The following is a 25,948-nucleotide window of genomic DNA, read 5'->3' on the forward strand; positions in this document are numbered from 1 at the left end:
GATTTTCTTGTTTCAAGTGCGCTGAAAATTGAAATAATATAAGCGAATGAATTTACAGCTATTTATGCACTCAATTTCAGCAAGTATGCAGATGAATTTGTCATTTGTCGGAAAGTTCCTAAATTAGATTTGCTATTTTTTTTAAATATGATAATAGTAGTTTATGTCAATCAGCCTTGATGACATTTGTATCTCAGGATGAGATCACAAACGTGATGTATAAAAATCAAAAGGAATGTCATTTATGATCAAACTGTTAAAGCAAATTTTCTGTATCCATATTTATGAATATGACGCAATGGAAGAAATCGGGGCGCATTTAGAGTGTCGTAAGTGTGGGGATTCTAAGACACAATAATGTTAAGTATTGAATCTGTATTAAAACCAAGTGAGTCTTTATGACTCACTTTTTTATTTTAGGCTAATAGCCTGAATATTTTGCTTAGTCTTGCCTGCATGTATAGATTAGACTGCACTTATCCATCTTCAAAACTACATATATCATTCCCACCTCTTTTGGTGGGGAGACTTCTCATGCTGTACGAAGTTTGATTTATACAAGTGCACAATTAAATTTTCTATCCTCCGCACACTTTATCCCACAAGGTATTCCGCTTAAAATCCAGTACCTAGAAATATTGAACTGACCGTATTTATGGCTAAAAACTTTCAAGAAAAAACGTATATTGTAGATGACAATCTAGCAGATACTTTGACGTGGTTGCTGCATCATCAGGACTGTTATGATCGGTTTTATTATGATGCGATTCAGCAACAACTGACGGTAGAACATGCCAACGGGGTAGATATTATTAAAACAGGGCAGTATTTAAATGCCAGTTACGGAATTTTAATCACCTCTTAAAAGCATTGCCGCATAAACTTATTTTGCTGCATAAAAAACAAAGTCCCTTTGCGGGACTTTGTACATTTGGATGGATGCTAAAACTTTAAGCCATTGCCATCGCATCTACCGACAATTCAGAAACCGTTGGTTTAGCACGTTCAGGCACTAAGCCTAACTTTTGGAACAATTGTTTGTCTTTGCCTTCGCCTGCGTTTGGTGTAGTTAAAAGTTTTTCACCTGAGAATAACGAGTTCGCACCTGCCATAAATGCCAATGCCTGATCTGAATCAGACAACGATTCACGCCCTGCAGACAAACGAATATAGCTGTTTGGCATGATAATACGTGCAACTGCAATAGTACGAATCCATTCAATCACATCTAGCTTTTCGACTTCAGCCAGTGGTGTACCTTCAATCGGAACTAACATATTGATTGGCACAGATTCAGGGTGTAACGGTAAAGTCGCCAATTCATGTAACAAACCAATACGGTCTTGGGTATCTTCACCTAAACCGACAATACCGCCACTACACACTTTCATACCTGTTTGACGCACAATATCTAAAGTATTTAAGCGGTCATCAAAGCTGCGAGTACTAATCACATTGGGATAATACTCACGCGATGTGTCTAGGTTGTGGTTGTAATAATCCAAACCTGCATCTTTTAAGCGTTCTGCCTGCGATTGGTTTAACATCCCTAAAGTCATGCAAGTTTCTAAGCCCAATGCTTTGACTTCACGTACCATTTCTAGAACATACGGCATATCGCGTTCATGCGGATTACGCCATGCAGCACCCATACAAAAGCGTGAAGAACCTGATGCTAAGGCTTCTTTAGCTTCTTGAATGACTTTATCCACTGCAATACGTTTTTCAGCTTCAAGCTGTGAATCATAATGCGCAGACTGCGAGCAATATTTGCAATCTTCAGGGCATTTGCCTGTTTTAATAGACAATAAGGTACTGACTTGTACGGTATTGGCAGCAAAATGTTGGCGATGCACACGTTGTGCTTCAAAGACTAAATCCAGAAAAGGCTGTTCATATAACTGCTGAATTTCTTCCCGAGTCCAATCATTGCGTACTGACATAAGTAAAAGTCCATCATCCCTATTATTCATAGTCTGTATCATACACAAATAGTTGGAATCAGAAAGGCATAATCTCCCAATTTCATGGCTAATATTCGACAGAATAGAATTAAAATCATGCAGTCTATTTAGTTGCAAACTTAAGCAATTTTTCTGATATTTCGCTGCAAAATTAAATTTTATGGATTATTATTTTTGCGATGAATTTGTTGCTAAAATTTAGTTATTTGCATAAATTGGCAAGAAAACTGCACTTAAAATATCGCACTATTTTGGTGGTCATTTTTGTTTAATTTTAGGCTGTTTAAGCAATTGTTCCTGAATCGCCCAATCCATATGGATTTGCACAATCTCATCATGCTGTGTTCGCGTTTGCTGCAAAATTTGTAAAATTTGTGCTGAAAAAGGAGCATTACCAAGCCCGATGGCAATATTACGCATAAAACTTTGATAGCCTGTACGTCGCAATGGACTACCTTCAGTTTTGGCTAAAAACGTGCTTTCATCCCATTGCCATAAATCTAGCAAGCTGATCTGATCTAAGGCATGTCGAGGATGAAAATCATCCACCATGGTGACTTGGGCAAAGCTATTCCACGGGCAAATCAGTTGGCAATCATCACAACCAAACACACGATTACCAATGCCACGGCGTAATTCTTCAGGAATCACACCTTGATATTCAATGGTTAAATAAGCGATACATTTGCGCGCATCCAACATATAAGGTTCAACAATGGCCTGTGTTGGGCAAATGTCGATGCAGGCTGTGCAAGAACCGCAATGCGAAGTTGCAGGTGCATCAAAAGGTAAATCTAGTGAAGTAAACAGCTCACCCAATACAAAAAAAGACCCAGATTTTTTATGAATTAGTAATGTGTGTTTGCCTGTCCAACCCATGCCTGCACTTTCTGCAAGAGACTTTTCAAAAATTGGGGCTGAGTCGGCAAAGGGGCGTGATTCAAACTCGCCCACTTTTTCACGAATACGTGTCGCAAGGGTTTTTAGGCGTCCGCGCATGACTTTGTGATAATCGCGCCCACGTGCATAACGGGCAATAATTGCAGAGTTAGGTGCATCGGGAATGTGTCGTGGACGTGGTGTTTCCACCAAATAATTCATCCGCACACAAATAATACTTTTTGTATTCGGGACTAACAGTGTGGGATTAGCGCGCTTGTCTAAATTTTCTTCCAGAAACTTCATATCGCCATGATAGCCACGTTTTAAATATTCCTGAAAACGTGCTAATTCTGCTTGAGCATCTGGTTTGGCAATGACACAATCAGCAAAACCAAGCGCCAAAGCTTGAGCTTTAATCCACGCTTTCAAGGCGGCTGGATCGTCTTGATGCAGAGAAATATGTGCTGAAGTGGTGGATGTTGCCATAACAAAATAGAAGGGAAGAAAATGCCGCAGCAAGTGTACCATAGCCCTGTTTATCATAGTCAAAGTATTCAAGCGTGGGAGCAGCGCTGGTTTGCCCGTCAAAATAGTTCTTACGGTTTAATGCAGCAAGTGGCGTGGACACTGCATTTACAAATTCGCAAAATTTTTGCAAAACAGCCATCTACAATACAAAAAATTGCTGTGTGTTGTGGACAAGGCAATAACGCAGGCGATGGCTATTTAACTGCAAAATATTTAAAACAAGCAGGTTTTCAAGTCGATATTTATGCCGCAACACGCGGTTCATCGGCAGATTTACATCAGGCTTTTTTAGAAGCTCAGACAGAACAAGTCAATATAATTCAAGGTTTTGCATTTCAACAAAGTTATGACTGCTATATTGATGCATTATTTGGTATTGGTTTAGATCGTCCTTTAAATGATGAGTGGCAGTCGCTTATTCACGCAATGAATCAACAAGCGGGTTTAAAAATTGCGGTTGATATTCCAAGCGGTTTAAATGCCAACACGGGGCAGCCATTGCCATGTGCAATTAAAGCCGATTACACCTTTACAGCTTTGGGTTTGAAAGCAGGGTTATTTACAGGGCAGGCACAGGAATATACTGGACTGGTCGATGTGCTGGATTTGATTCCAGCCGATGCAGAACTCAAAGCGTTGGCCCAACTCACACCACATTTGATTCAATTACCCGCACGGCAGGCTTTTGGACACAAAGGCAGTTATGGGCATGTGTTGATTGTGGGCGGACATGCGCAAATGGGTGGTGCGGTGATGATGGCTGCAGAAGCCGCATCAAGCGCAGGTGCAGGGAAAGTGACTGTGGTCTGTCATGCCAAACATCATGTGGCGATATTAAGCCGTGCGCCGAATTTAATGTTGCGGGATATAGACGCACTGACAGGCGCAGAAATTCAGCACTTAATTTCACAGGTCGATGCCGTGAGTTTAGGGATGGGACTAGGACGAGATGCTTGGGCAGAACAGCATTATGCAGACTGGTTTGCCGCACTAAATCAGTCCGAGGTAGAAGTAGTTTACGATGCCGATGCCTTGTGGTTTTTGGCGAAACAAGCGCATTCATCGCATCATCCAGCCCAATTAAAACCGAACAGTTATGCCACACCACATTCAGGTGAGGCTGCGACCTTGCTCAATACTACGGTTGCAGCCATTGAAGCAGACCGTATTGCCGCGATTCAGCAATTGCAGCAACGCTATGCAGGCGATTGGGTGTTAAAAGGTTCAGGTAGTTTGACTTTGCAAGCTGCATCTACAGAACCGCAAGCAAGTTCATTGTGGATTTGTACCGCAGGCAATCCTGGTATGGGTACAGGTGGTATGGGCGATGTGTTGGCAGGCATGATTGCCAGTTTAAAAGCCCAGTTTCATCATAAAATTCAATTGCATGAAATTGTCATGTTACATGCCTTGGCGGGGGATGTATTGGCACAGCAGGGCATGCGCGGTTTACAGGCACAGCACATGAGCCAAGCGATTTATCAGGTTGTGAATCGGTAAAATATAAGCGATGGCGATGCTGATTTAGCGACGTCTGGAGCTTGAGCGACTGCGCCCGCGAGCCATACCACCCAAGGCATTGAGCACAGCCAATTTGGTCATACTGCCCGATGCATGAGCATGGCAAATTGCAGCAGCCAAAGCATCGGCAGCATCTTGTTGTGGTTTGATGGATAGATTTAATAATTTCATGACCATCATTTGTACTTGTTCTTTATCGGCAGCGCCATAACCCACGACAGATTGTTTAATTTGACGAGCGGTATATTCCGCCACCTGTAAATCTAAATTCACCAAAGCGGCAATCGCTGCACCACGAGCCTGTCCCAATTTCAAGGCAGAGTCTGGGTTTTGCGCCATAAACACTTGTTCAACTGCAGCTTCAGTCGGGCCGTGAAATTTCACAATCCGTTCAATCCCTGCAAAAATCCGTTTTAAGCGTTCAGGCATTTCACTAGTTTCGGTGCGAATGGTTCCTGCATCTACAAAACGTAATTTAGCGCCATCACGTTCAATAATGCCGTAGCCAGTAAGCCGAGAACCAGGGTCGATTCCAATAATAAGTGACATGCAAAGCCTTAAAAAATTACATCAAGTTGAATTATAGGAGTTTAAATCTCTTTTGTGTGGAGTAATTTCAAAACATTCGGTCAGTAAGCTGCTGTTTAAACAATTGGAGTATATCTCTGTCATATTTTCGAAGTTAGACTTCATTTTATTTTAAGTATTGAGCTCTATACTCAAAATATGATGTTAAAAAGAGGCAAGCTATGGCCAGATGGATTGATCAGCTAAAACAGTGGGCTAAGCAAATTAAACGAGATGTCTATGCAGTGTGGTTTGCAGCACGTGATCCTGAAACACCATTTCTTGCTAAATTGGTAGCCTTATTGGTTGTCGCTTATGCCATTTCACCCATCGACTTAATTCCAGACTTTATTCCTGTTTTGGGCTATTTGGATGATTTGATTCTAGTGCCCTTGGGCATCATGTTGGTATTGCGCTTAGTGCCCACAGAGGTGATGCAGCGCTGTCGTCTGCAAGCCGATGCAATCAGTCAAAAACCGAGCAGTTATATTGCAGCATCAGTTTTTATTGCGTTGTGGTTATTATTGGCTTATGCCGCATATTTTTATCTTTATCGTTTAAATATATAGACGTATTAAGTCTGTTATTGGGTGATGATGAAAATATTAATGACAGACTTAACCTTTAAAAATACAATAATGCCCATATTGAAACAACAGCGAATCAAAAAAGCTTGATCCCGATGAAGCACTTGGTTACTGCATTTTATTTATTTTGTTGAGATTAGATTAATTTTCATGAAATTATTTCTTATTGTTCTAATTGGCTTAGTTCTTGAAGTCTTCGTCTGGATTGGTGTGGGCGACCTAGTGGGGAGCATGTGGTACGTGTTCTTTTGGTTTGTCGCTGCTTTCTTCATTGGTTTGAACCTGATTCGTAAATATTCTGCAGGCGTGATGCCACAAATGCAGCAAATGCAAATGGGGCAGATGAGTGCCGATCCTGCGCTGAGTAATAATTTACCTAAAATTTTTGCGGGTTTTTTATTGATGATTCCAGGATTAATCAGCGATGTTTTGGCATTGCTGGTGATGATTCCTGCCGTACAAAATGCCTTTAAAGCGGCAATGATGAAAGCCATGATGAAACGTCAGCAAGCCATGATGGATCAAATGATGGGTGGCATGATGGGCGATATGAATGGCATGGGCGGAGCAGGTCAAAACCCGTTTGCAGATTTAATGCGCCAAATGCAAGACATGCAAAATCAGCAGGGCGGTGGTCGTGATTCCAGTATTATTGATGGTGAAGCACGTGAAATTACCCCCGATGCGAAAAAAATTGAAATGAAAGATGTCAATCCACCTAAATAATATGGGTGATGCTTGAGATCAAACCGAATCGTGCTGATTCGGTTTTTTTATGGGTATTTTTTGGTGAATATGCACGTGAGTGTTTAAACATTGAGGTGTGCATTTAAAGCCTTATTTATTCTCCTACCGCACAAGGTATAATCGGATTTTCAATTCTCCTGATGTATTTATGTCTTTGTTATTCACCATTTGTGCGCTGCATTTTGTGGCACAGCTTAGTCCAGGACCAGATGTTTTATTAATTGCCAAAAGTGCAGCCAGCAATACCCGCCGTAATACCTTGCAGATTATTGCGGGTATTTCATCAGGGATTGTGGTGTGGGTGGTGCTGACCTTATTAGGTTTTACGGTTTTGGTGCAGCAATTTCCTTGGATTCAGCAAGTCTTAATGCTGATTGGCGGTTTATTTCTTGCCAAAATGGGATGGGGCATGTTGTCGGGCGGTTGGCATAGTTGGCAGCAGCGCAAACAGTTTGATGATACTCAAGTGCAAATTCCAGCCGCAAAAAACTACTTTTTATTGGGGCTATTCACCAATTTATCTAATCCGAAAACCTTAATTTATTTTAGTAGTGTATTTGCTTTGGCGTTGAGTTCATCGGCAAGTGCATCTTTAAAAGCCCAATTGGCAGTGATTATTCCAATCCAAACTTTTGTGACATTTACACTATTTATGTTGCTACTTTCGACACCAAAAATGAAAAAGTTATATCAGCGTTCAGGCAGTTATATTGATATGGTCTCGGGCGGATTATTTTTATTATTTGCTGTGTGGTTGTGGTTAGATGCACTGCGTATGTTTTAAAACATAGGTTTTGATGCCAATTAGTTAGATGATTTGATGTTGTCCAAAGCCAAGTTTGACGATTTTTCATTCAGTATTTCGGTTGCAGTCGTGTTTTCAGTTTTATCTAAATGATTGGGTTGATAAGTACGGTTTGATTGCAAAGTTGCTTCGGTATTTTCCGAACCTTGGTATTTACGACTACGGTTGGCACGTTCTCGCAAGCCACCTTTTTTAATGAGTTGCACCACTTTAACTTTACTCCGTGTAATAAAAAAATATGTACTGAAAGCTAAGTTTGAACCTAAGTTTTAGATGATCGAACATGTAGAATTTTACCACGACATACCTATTTTAGATGGATAAAGTGACTGTTTATTCAAAAATACGATTTGCGCGAATAGCAGAACTTTGACATTCTAATTCACAAGCGATTGTGTCAGTTAAATCATCCAAAGGATGCAGGCTACAAAGTGTCACAGTTGCTTAAACAAAATTACACTGCATCAGGGTAGATGGTGTAACAATAAAAACAAGAATTACAGTGAAGTAGGAGAATACCTATGCTGTATCATCAGTATCGTTGCGCATGTTGCAATCGGGTGGTGGAATCATCAGAAAAAGAATGTGGTACTTGTGGTTCACACAATATTCGTAGTCCTTATGGTTTCTGGTTATTCTGTATTTTGGCATGCTTGGCAGCAGCCGTTGTGTTTAAAGTCGTGCATGTTTATTTGCAAGATCATCAAGAAGTGCCCGTGCAACAATCGGTGCTTGAGGTGATTCGTACGCAATAAGTGCTGCATCCAAGCTTAACGCTTATTTCGTCTATACAAGATTTCAAAAAATCCTGAATCATTAAATGGCTCAGGATTTTATTCAACTGTTTTTTCAATATTGAAGAGACTCACCATTTTATTCTTCAATATGGATGAGCAATTTAAAAAGATTAGCGACTTAAGAAGTCAGCTTGGTTGATTGCAGACAGTGCAGCATTCACCTCAAAAATCTTGCCACGAATATCCTTCACGCCAAAACTTTCTAAACGTGCAGTGTGCATTTTTAAATAGCGTTCAGCATTGGCCGCATGATCAAACAGATAGATTCCACCTGCTTCCTGTGTTTGACTGTTCTCAGTCCAAATTTTCCAAAGCATGCCAGTTTCTAGGTTAATGCTTTCTGCAAGTTCACGGTACGCTTGGCTCATGCTTTCGCCAAATGGGCCTTCAGAAGGGAAATCGACTTGAAGAATAACCGCCATAATAAACTCCTACATCATTATCTTAGATGAGTATTTAAAAAATCTCAGGAATGATTCACTATAACATATTCGTATTTTGTATATTGTGGTTTGACAGCTAAATTTTAGGCATAAAAAAGCCCACCGAAGTGAGCTTGATAAAACTGAAAAGTTTTACATTACAGACCTGCAGAAGCTTTTAACGCCTCAACTTTGTCGGTTTTTTCCCATGTAAATGCAGTGTCAGAACCTTGACGACCAAAGTGGCCATAAGCTGCAGTCTGTTTATACATTGGTTGTAACAGGTTCAACATGTTGGTAATGCCGTATGGACGTAAATCGAAGTGTTCACGTACTAAAGCAATAATCAACTCATCTGCCACTTTTGCAGTGTTGAAGGTGTTGATTGAAATTGACGTTGGCTCTGCAACACCAATAGCATAAGACACCTGAATTTCACATTTGTCTGCCAAGCCAGCTGCCACAATATTCTTTGCAACATAACGACCTGCGTAAGCAGCAGAACGGTCAACTTTAGATGGGTCTTTACCAGAGAATGCACCGCCACCATGACGTGCCATGCCGCCGTAAGTATCGACAATGATTTTGCGACCAGTTAAACCGCAGTCACCGACAGGGCCGCCAATCACAAACATACCTGTTGGGTTGATGTGGAATTTGGTGTCTGCATGGAACATTTCTGCAGGAATCACTTTTTTCACAATTTCTTCAATTACCGCTTCTTTAAGCTGAATTTGCGAAATTTCAGGATCGTGCTGAGTAGATAACACCACCGCGTCCAAACGTACAGGCACACCATTTTCATAAGCAAAAGTCACCTGACTTTTTGCATCTGGGCGTAACCACGGCAAAGCACCACTGCGACGTAATTCAGCTTGCTTTTCCATTAAGCGGTGTGCGTAAGAAATTGGGGCAGGCATTAATACATCAGTTTCACGGCTGGCGTAACCAAACATCAAACCTTGGTCACCTGCGCCTTGATCTTCAGGCTTTTGACGGTCTACACCTTGTGCAATTTCAGGTGATTGTTTACCAATCATGTTAATGACCGCACAGGTTGAACCATCAAAACCTAAGTCAGAATGATGGTAACCAATGCCATTTACGGTTTGACGAACAACGGCTTCAAAATCGACATTTGCAGTTGTTGTGATTTCACCTGCCAGTACAACCGCACCCGTTTTTACAAGCGTTTCACAAGCAACCCGCGCATAAGGGTCTTCTTTTAAGATTGCATCCAAAATGGCATCACTGATTTGGTCAGCCATTTTATCTGGATGGCCTTCGCTTACAGATTCCGAGGTAAATACAGCGTACTCGCGCATAAGTCCTATCACAGTTAAATTCAAAAGACGCAATATGTTACATCGAGTTAGACTTTAGGACTAGCGCATTACGACTAAATTGGCTGAATTTATTTCAATTCAATGACTTTTTATCGCATATCTTTAGCTAAAAAATAGATAAAGTATCGGTATGACTATATTGTGACTCAAAAATATTCATGTTGGCTAAAGTATGCTGTCATAATTTTAAACTAAGGAGCACCTTGTTTTTAAGTGGTGAATCATTTTTAAAAACAATATTGTAGATGGGTAATTTAAAGACTTTGAATTGACTTTATCTGCATCAAGCTGCATTTTCAAAAGCTGTTTTAAAATTTTGGACGATGGCTGTGATTCAATTTATTGTGTGAAAAGTGAATAAAATTCAAGATGTGTTAAAATCTGTCTATTATTTCTACAGAATACTGTTGTGTTTTAACTTGTTGCTAGGCATTTGATTGGAGTTGCTGCAAGAGCGACATCACAATTCCATCCTGCGTCTATAAATTGAAATATCTATACTTTAGAATTTTGCCAAGAATAGAGCTTAACACGGCAATTAGCTATTTTCTTGTTGTTATAAACGTGAAAACGTCTTTGAATTTGCACGAAAAATACCCTGAATGGGAATTAATGCGGAAATATTGTTGCATAGGCTTTACCCCTCAGGCGTTTTTTTGAGAGAATAGCGGCTGTTTTGAATTCTATTCATCTTCTTCTATTTAACGATTTTTTGTGGACTCTGACCTATGACGACCCCGCTTAACGAACGTCGTATTGCAAACGCAATTCGTGTATTGGCAATGGATGCTGTGCAAAAAGCAAATTCAGGACATCCAGGTGCACCGATGGGGATGGCAGATATTGCCGATGTGGTGTGGCGTGAATTTTTGAATCACAACCCAACCAATCCACAATGGGCAAACCGCGACCGTTTTGTACTGTCTAATGGTCATGGTTCAATGTTGCAATATGCGTTGTTACATTTAACAGGTTATGATCTTTCAATCGAAGATTTAAAAGCGTTCCGTCAGTTACACTCTAAAACACCTGGCCACCCAGAATTAGGTTATGCACCAGGGATTGAAACCACCACTGGTCCACTCGGTCAGGGGATTGCCAATGCCGTTGGTTTTGCTTTAGCAGAAAAAACATTGGCTGCACAATTTAATAAAGAAGATATTCAGGTTGTAGACCATTTCACTTACTGTTTCTTGGGTGATGGTTGCTTAATGGAAGGTGTTTCACACGAAGCATGTTCATTGGCAGGTACTTTAGGTTTAGGCAAACTGGTTGTTTATTATGATGACAACGGCATTTCTATTGATGGTGAGGTAGAAGGCTGGTTCTCTGATGATACAGAACAACGTTTCTTATCTTATGGCTGGCAAGTACTAAAAGTTGATGGTCACGATGCAGATGCAATTCGTGCGGCAACAGTTGAAGCAAAAGCTGAAACGCAAAAACCGACTATTATTATTTGTAAAACTGTTATTGGTTTAGGTTCGCCAAACAAACAAGGTAAAGAAGACTGTCACGGTGCGCCATTAGGCCATGATGAAATCGCTTTGACGCGTCAAGCATTAGGCTGGACAGATGAAGCATTTGTTATTCCTGAAGATGTATATGCCGCTTGGGATGCTAAAGCGAAAGGTGCAGAAGCAGAAGCAGCATGGAATACAACTTTTGATGCCTATGCAGCAAAATATCCAACGGAAGCTGCTGAACTTAAACGCCGTTTAAGCGGTGAACTACCTGCAGAATTCATCGCGCAGGCAGATGCGTTTATTGCTGAAACCAATGCTAAAGCTGAAACTATTGCAACGCGTAAAGCCAGCCAAAATACTTTGCAAGCATTTGGCCCATTATTGCCTGAATTATTGGGTGGTTCTGCAGACTTGGCAGGTTCAAACTTAACCCTTTGGAAGGGTTGCCAAGGCGTTCAGGACAATGCAGCAGGGAACTACGTGCATTATGGCGTACGTGAGTTTGGTATGACTGCTATTGCAAATGGTGTAGCACTTCACGGTGGTTTCATTCCTTACGTTGCAACATTCTTAATGTTTATGGAATATGCGCGTAATGCCGTGCGTATGTCTGCATTAATGAAGCAACGTGTGATTCATGTGTATACCCACGACTCGATTGGTTTGGGTGAAGATGGTCCAACACACCAACCGATTGAACAAATTGCATCTTTACGTGGTACGCCAAACTTAAATACATGGCGTCCTGCAGATACCGTTGAAGCGGCTATTTCTTGGAAATCTGCATTAGTACGCAGCGAAGGTCCAACTGCTTTAATTTTCTCACGTCAAAACTTGCCATTCCAAACTCGTACTCAAGCGCAAATTGAGAACGTGGCAAAAGGTGGTTATGTCTTGGCTGAAGAAAAAGGTGAATTGAAAGCCATTATTATTGCAACAGGTTCAGAAGTGGGCTTGGCAATGGAAGCATACGCGCAGCTTGAAGGTGTACGTGTTGTGTCTATGCCGTGTGCAGAAGAATTTGTGAAGCAAGATGCAGCATATCGTGAAGCGGTATTGCCATCACATATTCGCGCACGTGTTGCGGTTGAAGCAGCGCATGTAGACTACTGGTGGAAGTTTGTCGGCTTAGACGGTAAAGTTATTGGTATGACAACTTATGGTGAATCTGCACCTGCAAAAGACTTGTATCAGTACTTTGGCATTACCACTGAAGCGGTTGTTGCTGCAGTAAAAGAATTAACAGCTTAATTTTTTAATCCAGTGTTTTTAAAGGCGTTCCTGCAAAGGGACGTCTTTTATTTTTGCATATTTGTTTGGTATTCGATGTGATGATCCAACAAATTTTGTCAGTGTAAGTCAGGTTTGTGAATAAACCTCTGTGTAATTGAGTGAGATGAGAAATGAGTTTGTACGAGCAAATTAATGATGAAGTCACTTTAATGGATGCGGGTGAGCAAAAGTGGATTGGACAAGATTTACCACTTGAAGCTATGGTGGCGGTAGAGTTGTTGTTACAGGATTTGGCTGAAGATCAGCAAATCAAAATTCGCCGTAAGAACCATGAAAAGCAATCAGGCTTAAAGCAAGTTGATCGTATTTTGATTGAGAAGCTTTAATCTATTGCGATGAATGCGGTGCATTAAATGGTGTATCGTCAAAAATAGCTTTATTCTATGCGTAGGGTAAAGCTTTTTTTATTGCTGAAAAATAGTTTATAAAATAGCCTAAGCATAATATGAATTGTGCATAATTAGTAAAATGATTCGATGCAAAAATAATCAGGCAACATCAAAGCTTGCAGACAACTATATTAGATCGTCAATTTAAGCACATCGACATTGTAGCGTTAAGTGAAATCCAATTTGAGCAATGGCAACCACTTTGGCAGGGTTATCAGCAATTTTATCAGGTGCAATTAAGTGATGAGGTTACGCAAAATACGTGGTCAAAACTAATTAATCCACACAGTACGCATATTTATGGTTTTGCTGCCGTATATCAAACTCAAGTTGTGGCAATTGTGCATGTAATTGAACATGACAGTTGTTGGACGCTTAAACCTTATGCCTATTTGCAAGATTTATATACCTTGCCTGAGTACAGAGGGATGGGAATTGCTCAGCAGCTTATTCAGCAGGTGAATCAAACAGCGCAACAGCGTGAATGTGATCGGGTATATTGGCTGACTCATGAAGATAATTTACAGGCACGGCAGTTGTATGATCGTGTCGCAAAAAGAACAGGTTTTATTCAATATCGCAGCCCTGCAACAGCGATGTAAAACGCGCATGCATATTTTTACAAATTTATCGTTTCAGTCATGCAACATACTGTTTTATCTTTAATCCTGTATTTGCAGCAAAAATCTATAAACTAAACCTCATTGAAACGTATCAACACTTTTAGAGATGAACAATATGAACATGAAATCAATTGCTTTAGGTTTGGCTATCGCGTCTGCAGCAACAATGACAATGGCTAAACCAGTGGCTTATCAAATTGACCCAACGCATACTGCTACTGTATTTACTTGGGATCACTTCGGTTTTTCTACGCCATCAGGTAACTTCTCAGACATTCAAGGTACTATCAACATTGATGAGAAAAAACCTGCTAACTCATCTGTGAATGTCACGATTCCATTAAGCAGCATCAACACCAACGTAAAAGCTTTAGATGAACACTTAATGGCAGCAGATTGGTTTGATGCAGCAAAATATCCAACCATTACTTTTAAAAGTACCAAAGTTGAAACTCAAGACAAGAAAAACTTTAAAATCACAGGTGATTTAACGGTTAAAGGTGTAACTAAGCCAGTTGTTCTTGACGCAGTATTGAACAAACAAGGTCCACACCCAATGACTCAGGCAGCGACTGTTGGTTTTAATGCAACAACATCATTCAACCGTTCTGCATTTGGTATCGCAAGCTATGTACCAAACGTAGGTGATAAAATTACTGTCAACATCACTACAGAAGCGTCTGTAGCTGCTAAAAAATAAGTAGTAATGATTTGATCAAAAAGCATCATTTTAAAAATGGTGCTTTTTTATGTCTGTGATTTTTATCCATGATTTTAATGTCAGCAACTTGAGGTCTATGGCTTTAAAATCTGTTTGGATGAATGGCTTTTTTATTTTACTTTTTGTCCATTCGTATATCCAAAACATAAAAAATGCGAACCGAAGTTCGCATTTTCATTCATCATGTTAAGGTTGAATTAACCAACTTAGAAGAAGCCAGCAGGTTTAGTTGAGTAGCTCACCAACAAGTTCTTGGTTTGTTGATAATGTTCTAACATCATCTTGTGGTTTTCACGGCCAATACCTGATTTTTTATAACCACCGAAAGCGGCATGCGCAGGGTAGATGTGGTAACAGTTCGTCCAAACGCGACCCGCCTGAATAGCACGACCTGCACGGTAAGAAGTGTGCGCAGAACGTGACCAAACACCTGCACCTAAACCGTAAATGGTGTCATTGGCAATTTTAATGGCTTCATCAAAGTCTTTAAATGTAGTCACAGAAAGCACTGGGCCGAAAATTTCTTCTTGGAAAATTTTCATGTCATTGGTGCCTTTGAAAATTGTCGGCTCAATATAGAAACCACTGCCAACTTCATGACGTTCACCGCCACCTGTTAAAACTTGCGCACCTTCGGCACGACCTGTCGCAATACAACCCAAGATTTTGTTTTGTTGTTCTTGCGATGCCTGCGCACCAATCATAGTTTCAGTATCAAGCGGGTGACCTGTTTTAATACGTTTAACACGTTCGATGGCTTTTTCAAGGAAACGGTCAGCAATACTTTCCTGTACGAGCGCACGTGATGGACAAGTACAAATTTCACCCTGATTCAGCGCGAACATGGCAAAGCCTTCGAGTGCTTTGTCTAAGTAGTCGTCATCTTGCGCCATAATATCTTCAAAGAAAATATTTGGAGATTTACCACCAAGCTCTAAAGTCACTGGAATGATGTTTTCAGTGGCGTATTGCATGATCAATTGACCGACCTGGGTTGAACCTGTGAATGCAATTTTGGCAATACGTGGATTGGTTGCCAATGGGCGACCCACTTCTACACCGTAACCATTGACTACGTTTAATACGCCTGCTGGCAATAAATCTTGAATCAGTTCGACCAAAACTAAAATACTAGCAGGGGTTTGTTCTGCAGGTTTAAGTACAATACAGTTACCCGCAGCCAAAGCAGGTGCAAGTTTCCATATTGCCATTAAAATAGGGAAGTTCCATGGAATAATTTGCCCTACAACGCCCAATGGCTCATGGAAATGATAGGCAATGGTATCTTCATCAATTTCAGAAATTCCGCCTTCTTGGGCACGAATACAGCCCGCAAAATAACGGAAATGGTCAATCGCCAATGGAATGTCGGCAGCCAATGTTTCCCGAACAGGCTTACCATTATCCCATGTTTCTGCCACTGCCAATAATTCTAGATTTTGTTCTAAACGATCTGCAATTTTAAGCAGAATGTTGGAGCGTGTGGTTGGAGATGAGCTGTTCCATTGTGCTTTGGCTTTATGGGCTGCATCTAAAGCCAGTTCAATGTCTTCTGCCGATGAGCGTGGGACTTTGGTAAATACTTTGCCATCTACAGGAGAGATATTTTCAAAGTATTCGCCTTTTACAGGGGCGACCCACTCGCCACCAATAAAGTTTTCGTATTGTGCTTTAAATTGAACTTTTGAACCAGGTTGATTGGGATCTACGTAACGCATAATTCTCTTCCTTTGATGGTTTTTTATAATCTGCCGTCATCTTTACCTTTTATCACAATCCTGTGTCTAAAATCAGGTTAAATTTACGGCTAAGGTATAAGGTACTTTAGTACGTTATTTGATTAGCATACCAATATAAGGTTGGAAAAAGGTTGGAAAGTTGCAGGTTTACAAGCAGCGAACAAATCCTTACAAAAGTAAGCAGTACAATGGATGTAATGCCCACAGGATTGTGAGAATCAGTCATGATGAAAAAACAAGATCTATTGGAAAAAAAACTGCATATTGAACGGTTTAGACAAAGCAGTAGTTTATCGCCGCTGCATGCGCAGCAAATTCAGCAGAGTATTTTAAATTCTTGGCAACGCTCTGAAATTGCAGAAATTCCTGTAGATCGGCAGGCTGCTCCGTTAAATTCCAGTTTATCGCATCCGCAAGGCGGTTCGGCTTTACAGAGAGCTGTGCAAAATTGCGCAGAAGATTTAAAACATATCGCGCAGCAGTCCGACATGGTGGCAGCCGTGGGCGATGTGGGCAGTACGATTATTTGGACGGCAGCGAGCGCTCAAATGCGTAATGTGGCGGAACGAGTACATTTTGTAGAGGGTGGACAGTGGCGTGAAGAGTTGGTGGGTACCAATGCTTTGGCTTTGTCACTCAAAACTCAGCAAGCCAGTTGTGTGTTTTCCAGTGAACATTATATGTCATCGTTACATGACTGGGTTTGTTATGCCGCACCAATTTTAGACCCACATTCCAAACAAGTGTTGGGCGTGATTGATTTATCGACCACTTGGAAAAATCATAACAGTTTGGGTTTGTTGGCAGCAGAGCGCTGTGCTTCTTTAATTCAAAATGCGTTGCTGGAACAGCAAAAACAGCAGCTTTATATTCGCGCGTTTCGTGTGCCACAGGTGTTATTTAATGGCAAAGTGGTGGTGATGACACCGCGTCAAATTGAAATATTGGTGATTTTGGCACTTTGCCCACAAGGCATGAGTTTAGACACTTTACACCAAGCACTATATGGTGAGCGTAAAGTCAGCATGGGAACGCTAAAAGCTGAAATGTCGCAATTACGCGATATTTTAGGGGGGATGCTCGGCTCGCGTCCTTACCGAGTTTTGGCGCATATTGAAGCCGATTTTTTACAAGCTGAGCAGGCTTTAGATGCAGGTTATGTGCAGTCTGCCTTGCAAACGTGTGCAGGGGTATTTTTGGCGAAAACTGAAAGTCCATTTTTATGCGCATGGCGAGATTGTTTAGAATCACGCCTGAGTGATGCCATTTTTAATGCACAAGATACCGATGTATTACTAAAACATTTGGCACGCAGCCCTGAAGCGATTGACGCGGTGGAGCGTTTAATTGAATTGATGCCAAAGCATCATCCTGCACATCAAATTTTATTAAAATACCAAGCCTAAAGGACGACTCAAGTCATTTAGGCTTTCATTTCACTGTCCTTTAGTTTTTATAGCCCTTTGCGGTTTAACCAGTCAAACAAGGACTGATATACTTCCGCACGGACTTCGGGCGCAGAAAGCACCAAATCATGCACGCCATCTTCAATTTGGCAAAGCTGAATATCACCATGCATGTGATGCCCATATTTTTGCATATCCGCAACATCTAAAATTACGTCAGTACGTTGCGCAATCTCATTCCATTGGCGTGGATAACTACTTTGACTCGCATGCATAATTAAGGTTGGTACACCCAAATGCACACTGGCATGAATTTCTTTTTGCGCTTCATGAATTGCACGTACAAAACTTAATCGCACTTTAGGATAGCGCGGTTTCTTCCATTCTAAATTAAATAACCATTCACCATGATATTGCTTGTGTAGACTGGGTACATAAAATGGATTTAGCCGGCTTGGAAACTTCAAATCTGGAAATAACTTCCCGAGTTGGCTTAAGCGTGGTACGCCAGCTTTTTTCTCAATTTCGGTCATATTGAAATCATAAAAAGGGCTGTTACACCATAGGCCGCGAATCAGAGGATGATTTGGATGATGTGCCACATAGAGTGTGGTGATTAATCCACCTGTAGAGTGACCACATAAAATAACGGAATCATGCTGTTCGGCCGCTATTTGCTCAAGTGCAGCCGAAATTTCTGCATCATATTCAGATAGGTTACGCACGTTATACCAGTGCTGGTGTGACAAATGTGAGCGGCCATATTTCCGTAAATCGAGCGCATAAAAGTCATAACCATGTTGATTAAACTGTTCTGCCATTTCAGTCTGAAAAAAATAATCAATAAAACCATGAATATAGAGCACAGCTTTACGGGTTTCTTGTTCGGCCTTTTTGCGTACCAAGGTAGCAATCACTTTGCCTTCATAATCCGAAGGAAAATCCAGCGTCATTTGTTGGTAATCGGCACCCAAAATATCGGGTTGATAGCTTGGTGTTGTTTTTTGTTTTTTACTTAACAGCATAAGGTGTTCGTCATCCATTTTATTTTGACTATATCCTTGATGAGCTGTGCGCATTTGTCAAATTGAATTATGCAAACCCTCTGCATCTAAATCGCTTTAGTTTTATGCTGCGAGTTCATTTTGTTCTGAACAGCAAAAAAAGCAGAACGCATCTGAGATGGTTCTGCCAAAGGGAAGGATAAAATAAAACAGCAAAAGAGGAAAATTGAAAAAAAGGATGGGAGATGCTGAGCAAATCTTGATTCACTCAGCAGGAAATTCAAATTACATCGCGGCTTTAAAAATTTCGACCACTTGTGCATGATTGGCTTTACGTGGGTTGGTGAGCATGCAGGCATCTTTTTGTGCATTTTCAGCCATAATCGCCAAGTCATCTTCTTTCACGCCTAACTCTGCTAAACCTGTTGGAATACCAATCGAGCTAGATAGTTCACGAATAGCATCAATCGCGGCATAGGCGGCTTCTGTGGTGGTTAATCCGTCAGTATTGACTCCCATCAATTCTGCAATATCTGCATAACGCTCAGGGCAGGCAATCAGGTTAAATTCGCAAACATGCGGCAGTAAAATTGCATTACAGACGCCGTGCGGCAAGTTGTAGAAACCACCGAGTTGATGCGCCATGGCATGCACATAACCCAATGAGGCATTATTAAATGCCATACCAGCCAAATATTGCGCATAGCTCATGGCATCACGTGCTTCAATATTTTCACCATTTGCCACAGCAGGGCTGAGCCACTGGCTAATCATACGAATAGCTTTTTCCGCACAGGCATCGGTAATAGGATTGGCTGCAGTTGAAACGTAGGCTTCTACAGCGTGAGTTAAAGCATCCATGCCTGTTGCTGCGGTTAAACCTGCAGGTTTGGCAATCATGAGTTTTGGATCATCAATAGCGATGAGTGGTGTGCAGCGCCAATCGACAATTGCCATTTTAACGTGCGTGTCAGTGTTGGTAATGATACAGAAACGGGTCATTTCCGATGCTGTACCTGCTGTGGTGTTAATGGCAATTAGCGGGGTCATTGGCACGGTACTTTTATCAATGCCTTCATAATCACGAATATGCCCACCACCTGCGGTAACTAAGCCAATGCCTTTGGCGCAGTCATGTGAAGAACCACCACCTAAAGATACAATAAAGTCGCATTGATTGGCATTGTAGGCATCGACACCTTTATGTACGTTAATGTCGGTTGGGTTTGGCTCAGCACCTGCAAAGATATGGCTAGCAACGCCTGCTTCGGTGAGATAGCCTGCAATGGTATCGGCTACGCCAAATTTAAACAGTCCTTCATCTGTCACAATCAGGGCTTTTTTAGCACCTAAATTTTGCGCTCTTACGCCAATTTCTTTGGCACAACCAGGGCCGAAGAGAGACACACAAGGAATATAAAAACCGTTGGTTTGATCTGCAATATTTTTAAAAGCCATGCTCAGATTCCTTCTTGCATTGGGTATTGGAATAATGTGTTGTTATCGCGGTGTTGAACCGTGATTTGAGTATACAATTTATACAATGCTTTGTGGTGAAATCCTACCTACCAAACACCAACCCTATTTTCTGAGTAAATAATGCAAACTAATCAATTGAAATTTATTTGTTTTTTAATGGGTTTTTATTTTATCTGAAGTTGTGCGCAGGCTATAGGCAAGGGCTTAAATCTTGTTTATGGTGTTTTTGTATCTCTAATTTTAAGGTGTAGATACCGTTCACATAAATTTCAGGTGTAATTCAATTAATAAGTGGCTTAAGCTCGATTGAAGAATTGTCCACTTTTTGCAGATGGAAATAAAAAACAAAAAATAGGGATGTATCACGTGATGGGTCTAGTCGGTGCAATCAAATAAAAATAAGATGACACTTAGATAGACCGCACTTAAGCATGAGGAGCGTATATGCAGCCAATTTGCCAGCATAGCCAGTTGCATGCCGTTGCACAGCAATTGGTTCGTATTTCCAGTGTGGCCGCAGAAATCTATCAAGATCAAATGGATTTGGTTGGACATTTTACAGCACAAAATTTGTTTCGGATCGATCCTTTGCAGCATCGGGTCGAATTGCTGAATGGTCTGTTTAGTCTTGAATTTTATCCGCCAAAATCGCATACAAATTTAATAGAAACTCACTTTGAATTTGCGGGGAAACAGCAAGAAGCATTTGAAGATTTTTTCTTACATGATCTGCATTTTTTGACTGGGGATTTAAAACCGCAGCATTCTTTATTTTTGCGTAATCAGGCGCAGCAATTGCGACAATTGATTCTGCAGCAAGTTTACCTGTGGGTAGATGGTGCAGCACGGGTTAAGCAATTGTTATTGCATTTAGATGCAATGCAGGCACAAATTTTAGATCAGGCATTAATGCAGGCAGACGATCAGTATCAACCAGTATTGACCAAATTTGTGCAGCAAGGGCAGCACATTCCTGATGATGTTTTAACTAACTTATCGATGCTGTGTGCTTTGGAATTTGTAGAGGGTGAAACCTTTTTGCCAGTGCAAGCACTGATGCAAAGTTATGATGATTTTAGTTTTAGTGCGGCAGAATTTTTACCTAAAGCCATGCATCGTATTTTAAGTATTTCATTTCCTGAACGATTTAATTTGCAGGATTTAATCGATCATCAGGATGATATTCGGTTGTTGTATCGACATGCCGAAGAACATGGGCATTTATTGGCTTTTGCGCGTTTAATGCACCGTGAGGTGTGGCAGCGTTCCGATGCTTTGGCGAAACCGCATTTTTTAAAATCTTGCCCTTTAATTTGGCAAAAGAAAGTCGCCAAACTGCCGTTATTTGATTATCCACGTGCGGTGAATTGGCTGTTTAAACAGTCTGCACAAGTGTTGGATTGGCTCAGTTTAAATATTCATCATACCAGTGTGCGGGTGGCAGTGACTGCGCTCAGTTTTGTCGATTGTAGTCAGGCACATCCACGGATTATTTTGGCAACTTTGCAATATTTTCAATATTCAGCCGCACGTATGTTCATTCAAAGCTGTAATGTATATGCGACACAGCAAGCGTGGTTCGCACATGCGCATAATGTCAGTTTAATGCCGCATGGCGAAAAACAATCGTTGGATGATCCGCGAGTTGCCATTAGTCCTTCTATTTTGTATTTGGATGAGTGGATGACTTTGCTGAAAACCGTGGCACAACATGATGAGCATTTGGTCAAGCATGTATTTCGGCGTTTAAGTCGTGTCATGCAAAGCTATATGTTGTATTTACAGCAAATCACTCAAGATTTACCGACTGCTTTGTTGGACTATATTCAGTCAGAAAGTCAGCAGCGACGTGACTTTTATACGGTATTGCAGCGTTATCAGATTCAGCCTGATGATTTTCGGCAGCGTTTTTATTTACGTGCGCACAATACACGTATTTCGGTATTTGACAGTTATGTGCGTGACTATTTACTGGAGTATTTTGCAGCGCATACGCATATTCCAAAAAGTTTGAGTTGGTTGGGGTTGTTTCATCAAGCGGTGCATTGGCATCAACAAGTGTATAAAGCAGAGCTATTTGCCAAACTGAAAAAAGAAATTCCATGTAGCACATGGCAGGCGAAAAGCCCGCAGCAAATATTGTACTTTTCGGGTTGGTGTTTTGAAGAACTGACCGATTTAGACCGTATTATTGAAGAATCGAAAAACTTTAAACACTGTTTGGCACTGAGCTATGCCAAAGCCATGAGTGAAGGACAATATGTGGCATTTCACATGGCATCGCCACATTATGCGCAGCAATTGACCTTGGGCTGTCACTTTAGGAATGGGCAACTTGTGTTTGATCAATTGGAATATCCTAATAATCAAAAAGCAGAACAATTGTTGGTTACCATCGCAGCGCAGTTTATTGCATGGCTGAATCCACAATTACCATCAAAGTCATAAGTTACAAGTCATAAGACAACCGTTGTCGTATTCACGGACTTGAGCCTTAACTTTTGGCTCAAAACTCGTTAGGCTATAGCCGTTCAATCATGGTATAGGTCTTATGAAACAGGAAACTGCACTTAAACTTTTAAAAGCAGGCGAAAATGTCTTTTTAACAGGCTCGGCTGGTGCGGGTAAAACCTATACCCTGAATCAATACATCAATTATTTAAAAGCGCGTAAAGTGCCCGTGGCAATTACGGCATCTACAGGCATTGCAGCAACGCACATGAATGGCATGACCATTCATACATGGGCAGGCATAGGCATTAAAGATTTTTTGTCCGATGCCGACCTGAAAAATATGAAAGAGCGCAAATATCTCAAAGAACATTTAGAAAATGCGCAAGTGCTGATTATTGATGAAATTTCGATGTTGCATGCCAAACAACTGAATTTGGTCAATCAAGTTTTAAAATATTTTAAAGACAGTGATGACGCTTTTGGCGGCATTCAAGTGATTGTCGCAGGAGATTTTTTCCAGTTACCGCCTGTAGGAAAAAACGATGAGCGCAATCGTGACAAGTTCTGTTTTATGTCAGAGGCGTGGGTCGAAGCTAAATTTCGAGTCTGTTATTTAACTGAGCAGCACCGTCAGGGCGACGATTATTTAAATGACATTCTCAATGCAATTCGTGCACAAAGTATTGATCATCAACATATTCAGGCTTTGGAGCACACCCGCCATCAAGATATTGGCGACACTTTCACGCGTTTATATACGCACAATATGGACGTGGACAATATCAACTTTAAGCATCTGAATGAAATTGAAACTGAGAGCAAGCAGTTTGATGCCGTGTGTGATGGCAATGAAAAGTTGATTGAAACGCTGAAATCATCCGTACGTGCGCCTGAAATTTTAAATCTAAAAAAACATGCCAAAGTGATGTTTGTTAAAAACAACTTCGATATGGGCTATATCAACGGCAGTTTGGGCGAAGTGATTGGCTTTGAAGAAGATGACGATCACGGTATTTTGCCTAAAGTAAAATTGACCGATGGCACAGTATTACTGGTCGAGCCTGAAACTTGGTCGGTGGATAATGATGCAGGCAAAACCATTGCCAGTTTCCAGCAAATTCCGCTGCGTTTGGCATGGGCAATTACCATCCACAAATCACAAGGTATGACCTTAGAAGCGGCAGAAATCAATCTTAGCCATACTTTTGAAAAAGGGCAGGGTTATGTGGCGTTGTCACGATTAAAATCGTTAAGCGGTTTGCGTTTATTGGGATTTAATAGCCAAGCTTTGGAACTCGACAGTTTAGCGATTAAGGCTGACCGCCGTTTTCAGGAATTGTCTGAAGAAGCTGAAACGCACTATGAGCTGATGGATTTAACACCACAACATAATGCATTTATTCGTCACTGTGGTGGCACGTTGAACGAAACCGAAATTTTGCGCAATGAAAAGAAAATTGCCAAAGGTGGAAAAACCAATTATGCGACTGCCACGTTAGATGAAACCCGCGCTTTATTTGAAGAAGGTTATGATATTCAGGATATTGCAGTAGAGCGAGGTTTAACTCCTGCAACTATTATCAACCATTTGGCACGTTTGCAAAAAGAACAAAATCTGGATATTTCAGTGGCACATCCAGGTGAAGAAGTGGTGGAAGAGGTCCGTAAAATTTATAAGCGATTAATGAAGCGTCAAAATGCAGAGCACTTCAGCGATGATGGCGCAATTAAACTGCGCCCGATTGTTGAAGCGACTAGTCCACGCATGGGCTATGATCAGGTGCGTTTAGCATTGCTGTTTATTCAGTAGTTTAGTCATTTGGATAATGATGACTTATACTGCAATTCTGCATTAAAAATGCCCGCTTAACGTCACATAAAATACTATCGTTTTGAGAAAAACTTCGGTTAAACTGCCATCACTGTAAGCTTTAAAATATAATATTCGGTATGGCATTTACACCGTGGTACACATTTCGAAAATTTGTCTATAACAACTTACACGACGATGACTATGAAACATGGTTTAGTCGTTGCATTAACTATTTTTTAATTTTACTGATTTTAAGCAATGCCAGTGCGGTTATTTTAGAGTCGGTGAATGATGTCTATCTTGCCTATCAGGTATTTTTTGACCATTTTGAAAACTTTTCCATCGCAGTGTTTACGCTTGAATATTTGCTGCGGATTTGGAGTATTGCCGAAAAAGACCCGTTTATTTCGCCGTGGAAACAGCGTGTAAAATGGCTTACCAGCGGTGGGGCAATTATAGATTTGTTGGCGATTCTACCTGCTTATATTAACTTCTTTGTGCATCTAGATTTACGGTTCCTAAGAATTTTACGTTTGCTGCGTTTGTTAAAACTGACACGTTACTTTGTATCATTGCAAATTTTATTAAGAGTGATCGAACGGGAAAAAGGATCATTTCAGGCAGTCATTTTTATTCTCTCTATTATGATTGTGATGTCTGCCGCAGGTGTGTATGTGGTGGAAAGCAAGGCACAGCCTGAAGCCTTTAGCTCAATTCCCGCTTCGATGTGGTGGGCAGTGGTGACTTTAACCACAGTCGGTTATGGCGATGTCACACCAATTACCCCTTGGGGCAGAATTTTAGGTGCGTTAATTACGGTATTGGGTGTCGGCTTGGCAGCATTGCCTGCAGGTATTTTAGCCACAGGTTTAGCCAACGAACTTGAACAACGTAAGCAGCATTTAGGGTTGAAATTTAGAGAGCTATTGCAAAATAGTGAGATTGATCTGTTAAATGATCAAGAAAAAATTGAAGATTTACGCAAACAAGTCGGTTTAAACACTGAGCAAACCCAAGATATTTTATTGCAGTTAATTCGTGAGCGTCGTGAAGAAGAGCTGCGTTTAGAACAGGAGCCTTATAAATACTGCCCACATTGTGGAGAGAAGTTGTCGGAGTAAGCGAGGCTTGGGTTAAGAATTTCAATTCTAGTTTGGCTCTGCACGTTGGAAGCCTAAAACATGCTTGCTGAAAGCCATATTATTTTTATGGAATTGTATTGATTTCGTAGTAAATATCATCGAATAGAAACTAAGATGAAGAAAACTCATTATTTACATGCTAAGATTAAATTAATTCATTATTAAATTGAATCATGTTTGGCTTTGTTTCTTATTTTGCAAAATAAAAATGCGACCTAGGTCTAAACATGCAGTCAATAACTTGAAAAACTAG

Annotated in this window: 23 protein-coding genes; 14 read left to right on the top strand and 9 right to left on the bottom strand. The window is 40.8% G+C overall.

The features are described 5' to 3' along the window. Nucleotides 1–655: 655 nt before the first annotated feature. A complete protein-coding gene (locus AC07E5_RS03650) occupies nucleotides 656–865 on the top strand; it encodes a hypothetical protein (RefSeq protein ID WP_004976903.1) in 210 nt (69 codons plus the stop codon). An 85-nt stretch (nucleotides 866–950) separates the two neighbouring features. Here the strand turns inward: AC07E5_RS03650 and bioB are convergent, their stop codons facing one another. Together bioB and queG are read right to left on the bottom strand one after the other, a co-directional pair. Continuing rightward, on the bottom strand, nucleotides 951–1,943 hold the full coding sequence (gene bioB / locus AC07E5_RS03655; protein ID WP_104851863.1) for a biotin synthase BioB: 993 nt from the start codon (nucleotides 1,941–1,943) through the stop codon (nucleotides 951–953). A gap of 279 nt (nucleotides 1,944–2,222) precedes the next feature. Further along, complete coding sequence (queG, locus tag AC07E5_RS03660; RefSeq protein WP_498624617.1) at nucleotides 2,223–3,332, bottom strand: tRNA epoxyqueuosine(34) reductase QueG; 1,110 nt, start codon at nucleotides 3,330–3,332, stop codon at nucleotides 2,223–2,225. 21 nt (nucleotides 3,333–3,353) lie between these two features. Between queG and AC07E5_RS03665 the strand changes: the two genes are divergently transcribed. Then, complete coding sequence (locus AC07E5_RS03665) at nucleotides 3,354–4,874, top strand: NAD(P)H-hydrate dehydratase (protein WP_104851865.1); 1,521 nt, start codon at nucleotides 3,354–3,356, stop codon at nucleotides 4,872–4,874. A gap of 24 nt (nucleotides 4,875–4,898) precedes the next feature. Here AC07E5_RS03665 and ruvC read toward each other — a convergent pair whose 3' ends face one another. Continuing rightward, on the bottom strand, nucleotides 4,899–5,444 hold the full coding sequence (gene ruvC, locus AC07E5_RS03670; RefSeq protein ID WP_004976895.1) for a crossover junction endodeoxyribonuclease RuvC: 546 nt from the start codon (nucleotides 5,442–5,444) through the stop codon (nucleotides 4,899–4,901). A gap of 200 nt (nucleotides 5,445–5,644) precedes the next feature. On the opposite strand from ruvC, the gene AC07E5_RS03675 reads away from it, so the two are divergent. The 3 genes from AC07E5_RS03675 (at nucleotide 5,645) to AC07E5_RS03685 (ending at nucleotide 7,580) form a co-directional block, all read left to right on the top strand. Then, a complete protein-coding gene (locus AC07E5_RS03675; protein ID WP_498624618.1) occupies nucleotides 5,645–6,031 on the top strand; it encodes a YkvA family protein in 387 nt (128 codons plus the stop codon). A 168-nt stretch (nucleotides 6,032–6,199) separates the two neighbouring features. Continuing rightward, a complete protein-coding gene (locus AC07E5_RS03680; protein ID WP_004976892.1) occupies nucleotides 6,200–6,775 on the top strand; it encodes an FxsA family protein in 576 nt (191 codons plus the stop codon). Nucleotides 6,776–6,944: 169 nt separating this feature from the next. Beyond that, the gene (locus AC07E5_RS03685; protein ID WP_096901197.1) at nucleotides 6,945–7,580 is read left to right on the top strand and encodes a LysE family transporter; all 636 of its coding nucleotides are present in this window, start codon (nucleotides 6,945–6,947) and stop codon (nucleotides 7,578–7,580) included. 20 nt (nucleotides 7,581–7,600) lie between these two features. On the opposite strand, the gene AC07E5_RS03690 is transcribed toward AC07E5_RS03685, so the two are convergent. Then, a complete protein-coding gene (locus AC07E5_RS03690) occupies nucleotides 7,601–7,810 on the bottom strand; it encodes a hypothetical protein (RefSeq protein WP_154320816.1) in 210 nt (69 codons plus the stop codon). A 315-nt stretch (nucleotides 7,811–8,125) separates the two neighbouring features. On the opposite strand from AC07E5_RS03690, the gene AC07E5_RS03695 reads away from it, so the two are divergent. Further along, nucleotides 8,126–8,356, top strand: coding sequence for a hypothetical protein (locus tag AC07E5_RS03695; protein WP_372238839.1), 231 nt, complete (start codon nucleotides 8,126–8,128; stop codon nucleotides 8,354–8,356). A 152-nt stretch (nucleotides 8,357–8,508) separates the two neighbouring features. Here the strand turns inward: AC07E5_RS03695 and AC07E5_RS03700 are convergent, their stop codons facing one another. Both AC07E5_RS03700 and metK read right to left on the bottom strand, forming a co-directional pair. Then, nucleotides 8,509–8,820, bottom strand: a complete 312-nt coding sequence (locus AC07E5_RS03700; protein WP_290443092.1) for a monooxygenase — start codon at nucleotides 8,818–8,820, stop codon at nucleotides 8,509–8,511. Nucleotides 8,821–8,978: 158 nt separating this feature from the next. Beyond that, the gene (gene metK, locus AC07E5_RS03705; RefSeq protein ID WP_004976883.1) at nucleotides 8,979–10,145 is read right to left on the bottom strand and encodes a methionine adenosyltransferase; all 1,167 of its coding nucleotides are present in this window, start codon (nucleotides 10,143–10,145) and stop codon (nucleotides 8,979–8,981) included. Nucleotides 10,146–10,894: 749 nt separating this feature from the next. Here metK and tkt point away from each other — a divergent pair. The 4 genes from tkt (at nucleotide 10,895) to AC07E5_RS03725 (ending at nucleotide 14,637) form a co-directional block, all read left to right on the top strand. Next, entirely contained in the window at nucleotides 10,895–12,883 is a 1,989-nt protein-coding gene (gene tkt, locus AC07E5_RS03710) for a transketolase (RefSeq protein ID WP_004976881.1), read from the top strand. 152 nt (nucleotides 12,884–13,035) lie between these two features. Beyond that, the gene (locus AC07E5_RS03715) at nucleotides 13,036–13,251 is read left to right on the top strand and encodes a hypothetical protein (protein WP_004976879.1); all 216 of its coding nucleotides are present in this window, start codon (nucleotides 13,036–13,038) and stop codon (nucleotides 13,249–13,251) included. Between the two features lie 179 nt (nucleotides 13,252–13,430). Continuing rightward, nucleotides 13,431–13,916: a GNAT family N-acetyltransferase gene (locus AC07E5_RS03720; protein WP_218947074.1), complete on the top strand. Its 486-nt coding sequence runs from the start codon at nucleotides 13,431–13,433 to the stop codon at nucleotides 13,914–13,916. 136 nt (nucleotides 13,917–14,052) lie between these two features. Next, nucleotides 14,053–14,637 carry a YceI family protein gene (locus AC07E5_RS03725; protein WP_004976875.1) on the top strand — a complete coding sequence of 195 codons (585 nt, stop codon included), beginning with the start codon at nucleotides 14,053–14,055 and terminating at the stop codon, nucleotides 14,635–14,637. 227 nt (nucleotides 14,638–14,864) lie between these two features. On the opposite strand, the gene exaC is transcribed toward AC07E5_RS03725, so the two are convergent. Next, nucleotides 14,865–16,376 (bottom strand): acetaldehyde dehydrogenase ExaC, encoded by a 1,512-nt coding sequence (gene exaC, locus AC07E5_RS03730; RefSeq protein ID WP_498624622.1) that lies wholly within the window; start codon nucleotides 16,374–16,376, stop codon nucleotides 14,865–14,867. Nucleotides 16,377–16,621: 245 nt separating this feature from the next. On the opposite strand from exaC, the gene AC07E5_RS03735 reads away from it, so the two are divergent. Then, entirely contained in the window at nucleotides 16,622–17,803 is a 1,182-nt protein-coding gene (locus AC07E5_RS03735; protein WP_180112444.1) for a sigma-54-dependent transcriptional regulator family protein, read from the top strand. A 47-nt stretch (nucleotides 17,804–17,850) separates the two neighbouring features. On the opposite strand, the gene AC07E5_RS03740 is transcribed toward AC07E5_RS03735, so the two are convergent. Beyond that, nucleotides 17,851–18,846, bottom strand: coding sequence for an alpha/beta hydrolase (locus AC07E5_RS03740; RefSeq protein ID WP_498624624.1), 996 nt, complete (start codon nucleotides 18,844–18,846; stop codon nucleotides 17,851–17,853). Between the two features lie 246 nt (nucleotides 18,847–19,092). Continuing rightward, complete coding sequence (mdh, locus tag AC07E5_RS03745) at nucleotides 19,093–20,265, bottom strand: iron-dependent methanol dehydrogenase (RefSeq protein WP_004976867.1); 1,173 nt, start codon at nucleotides 20,263–20,265, stop codon at nucleotides 19,093–19,095. A 465-nt stretch (nucleotides 20,266–20,730) separates the two neighbouring features. Here mdh and AC07E5_RS03750 point away from each other — a divergent pair, with 465 nt between their 5' ends. The 3 genes from AC07E5_RS03750 to AC07E5_RS03760 all read left to right on the top strand — a co-directional run bounded on the left by AC07E5_RS03750 (nucleotide 20,731) and on the right by AC07E5_RS03760 (nucleotide 25,674). Then, on the top strand, nucleotides 20,731–22,734 hold the full coding sequence (locus tag AC07E5_RS03750; RefSeq protein ID WP_498624625.1) for a hypothetical protein: 2,004 nt from the start codon (nucleotides 20,731–20,733) through the stop codon (nucleotides 22,732–22,734). Nucleotides 22,735–22,837: 103 nt separating this feature from the next. Further along, nucleotides 22,838–24,550: an AAA family ATPase gene (locus AC07E5_RS03755; RefSeq protein ID WP_019837405.1), complete on the top strand. Its 1,713-nt coding sequence runs from the start codon at nucleotides 22,838–22,840 to the stop codon at nucleotides 24,548–24,550. Between the two features lie 140 nt (nucleotides 24,551–24,690). Then, complete coding sequence (locus AC07E5_RS03760; RefSeq protein WP_498624627.1) at nucleotides 24,691–25,674, top strand: ion transporter; 984 nt, start codon at nucleotides 24,691–24,693, stop codon at nucleotides 25,672–25,674. Nucleotides 25,675–25,948 lie beyond the last annotated feature (274 nt).

The sequence above is a fragment of the Acinetobacter seohaensis genome, from assembly GCF_056431365.1.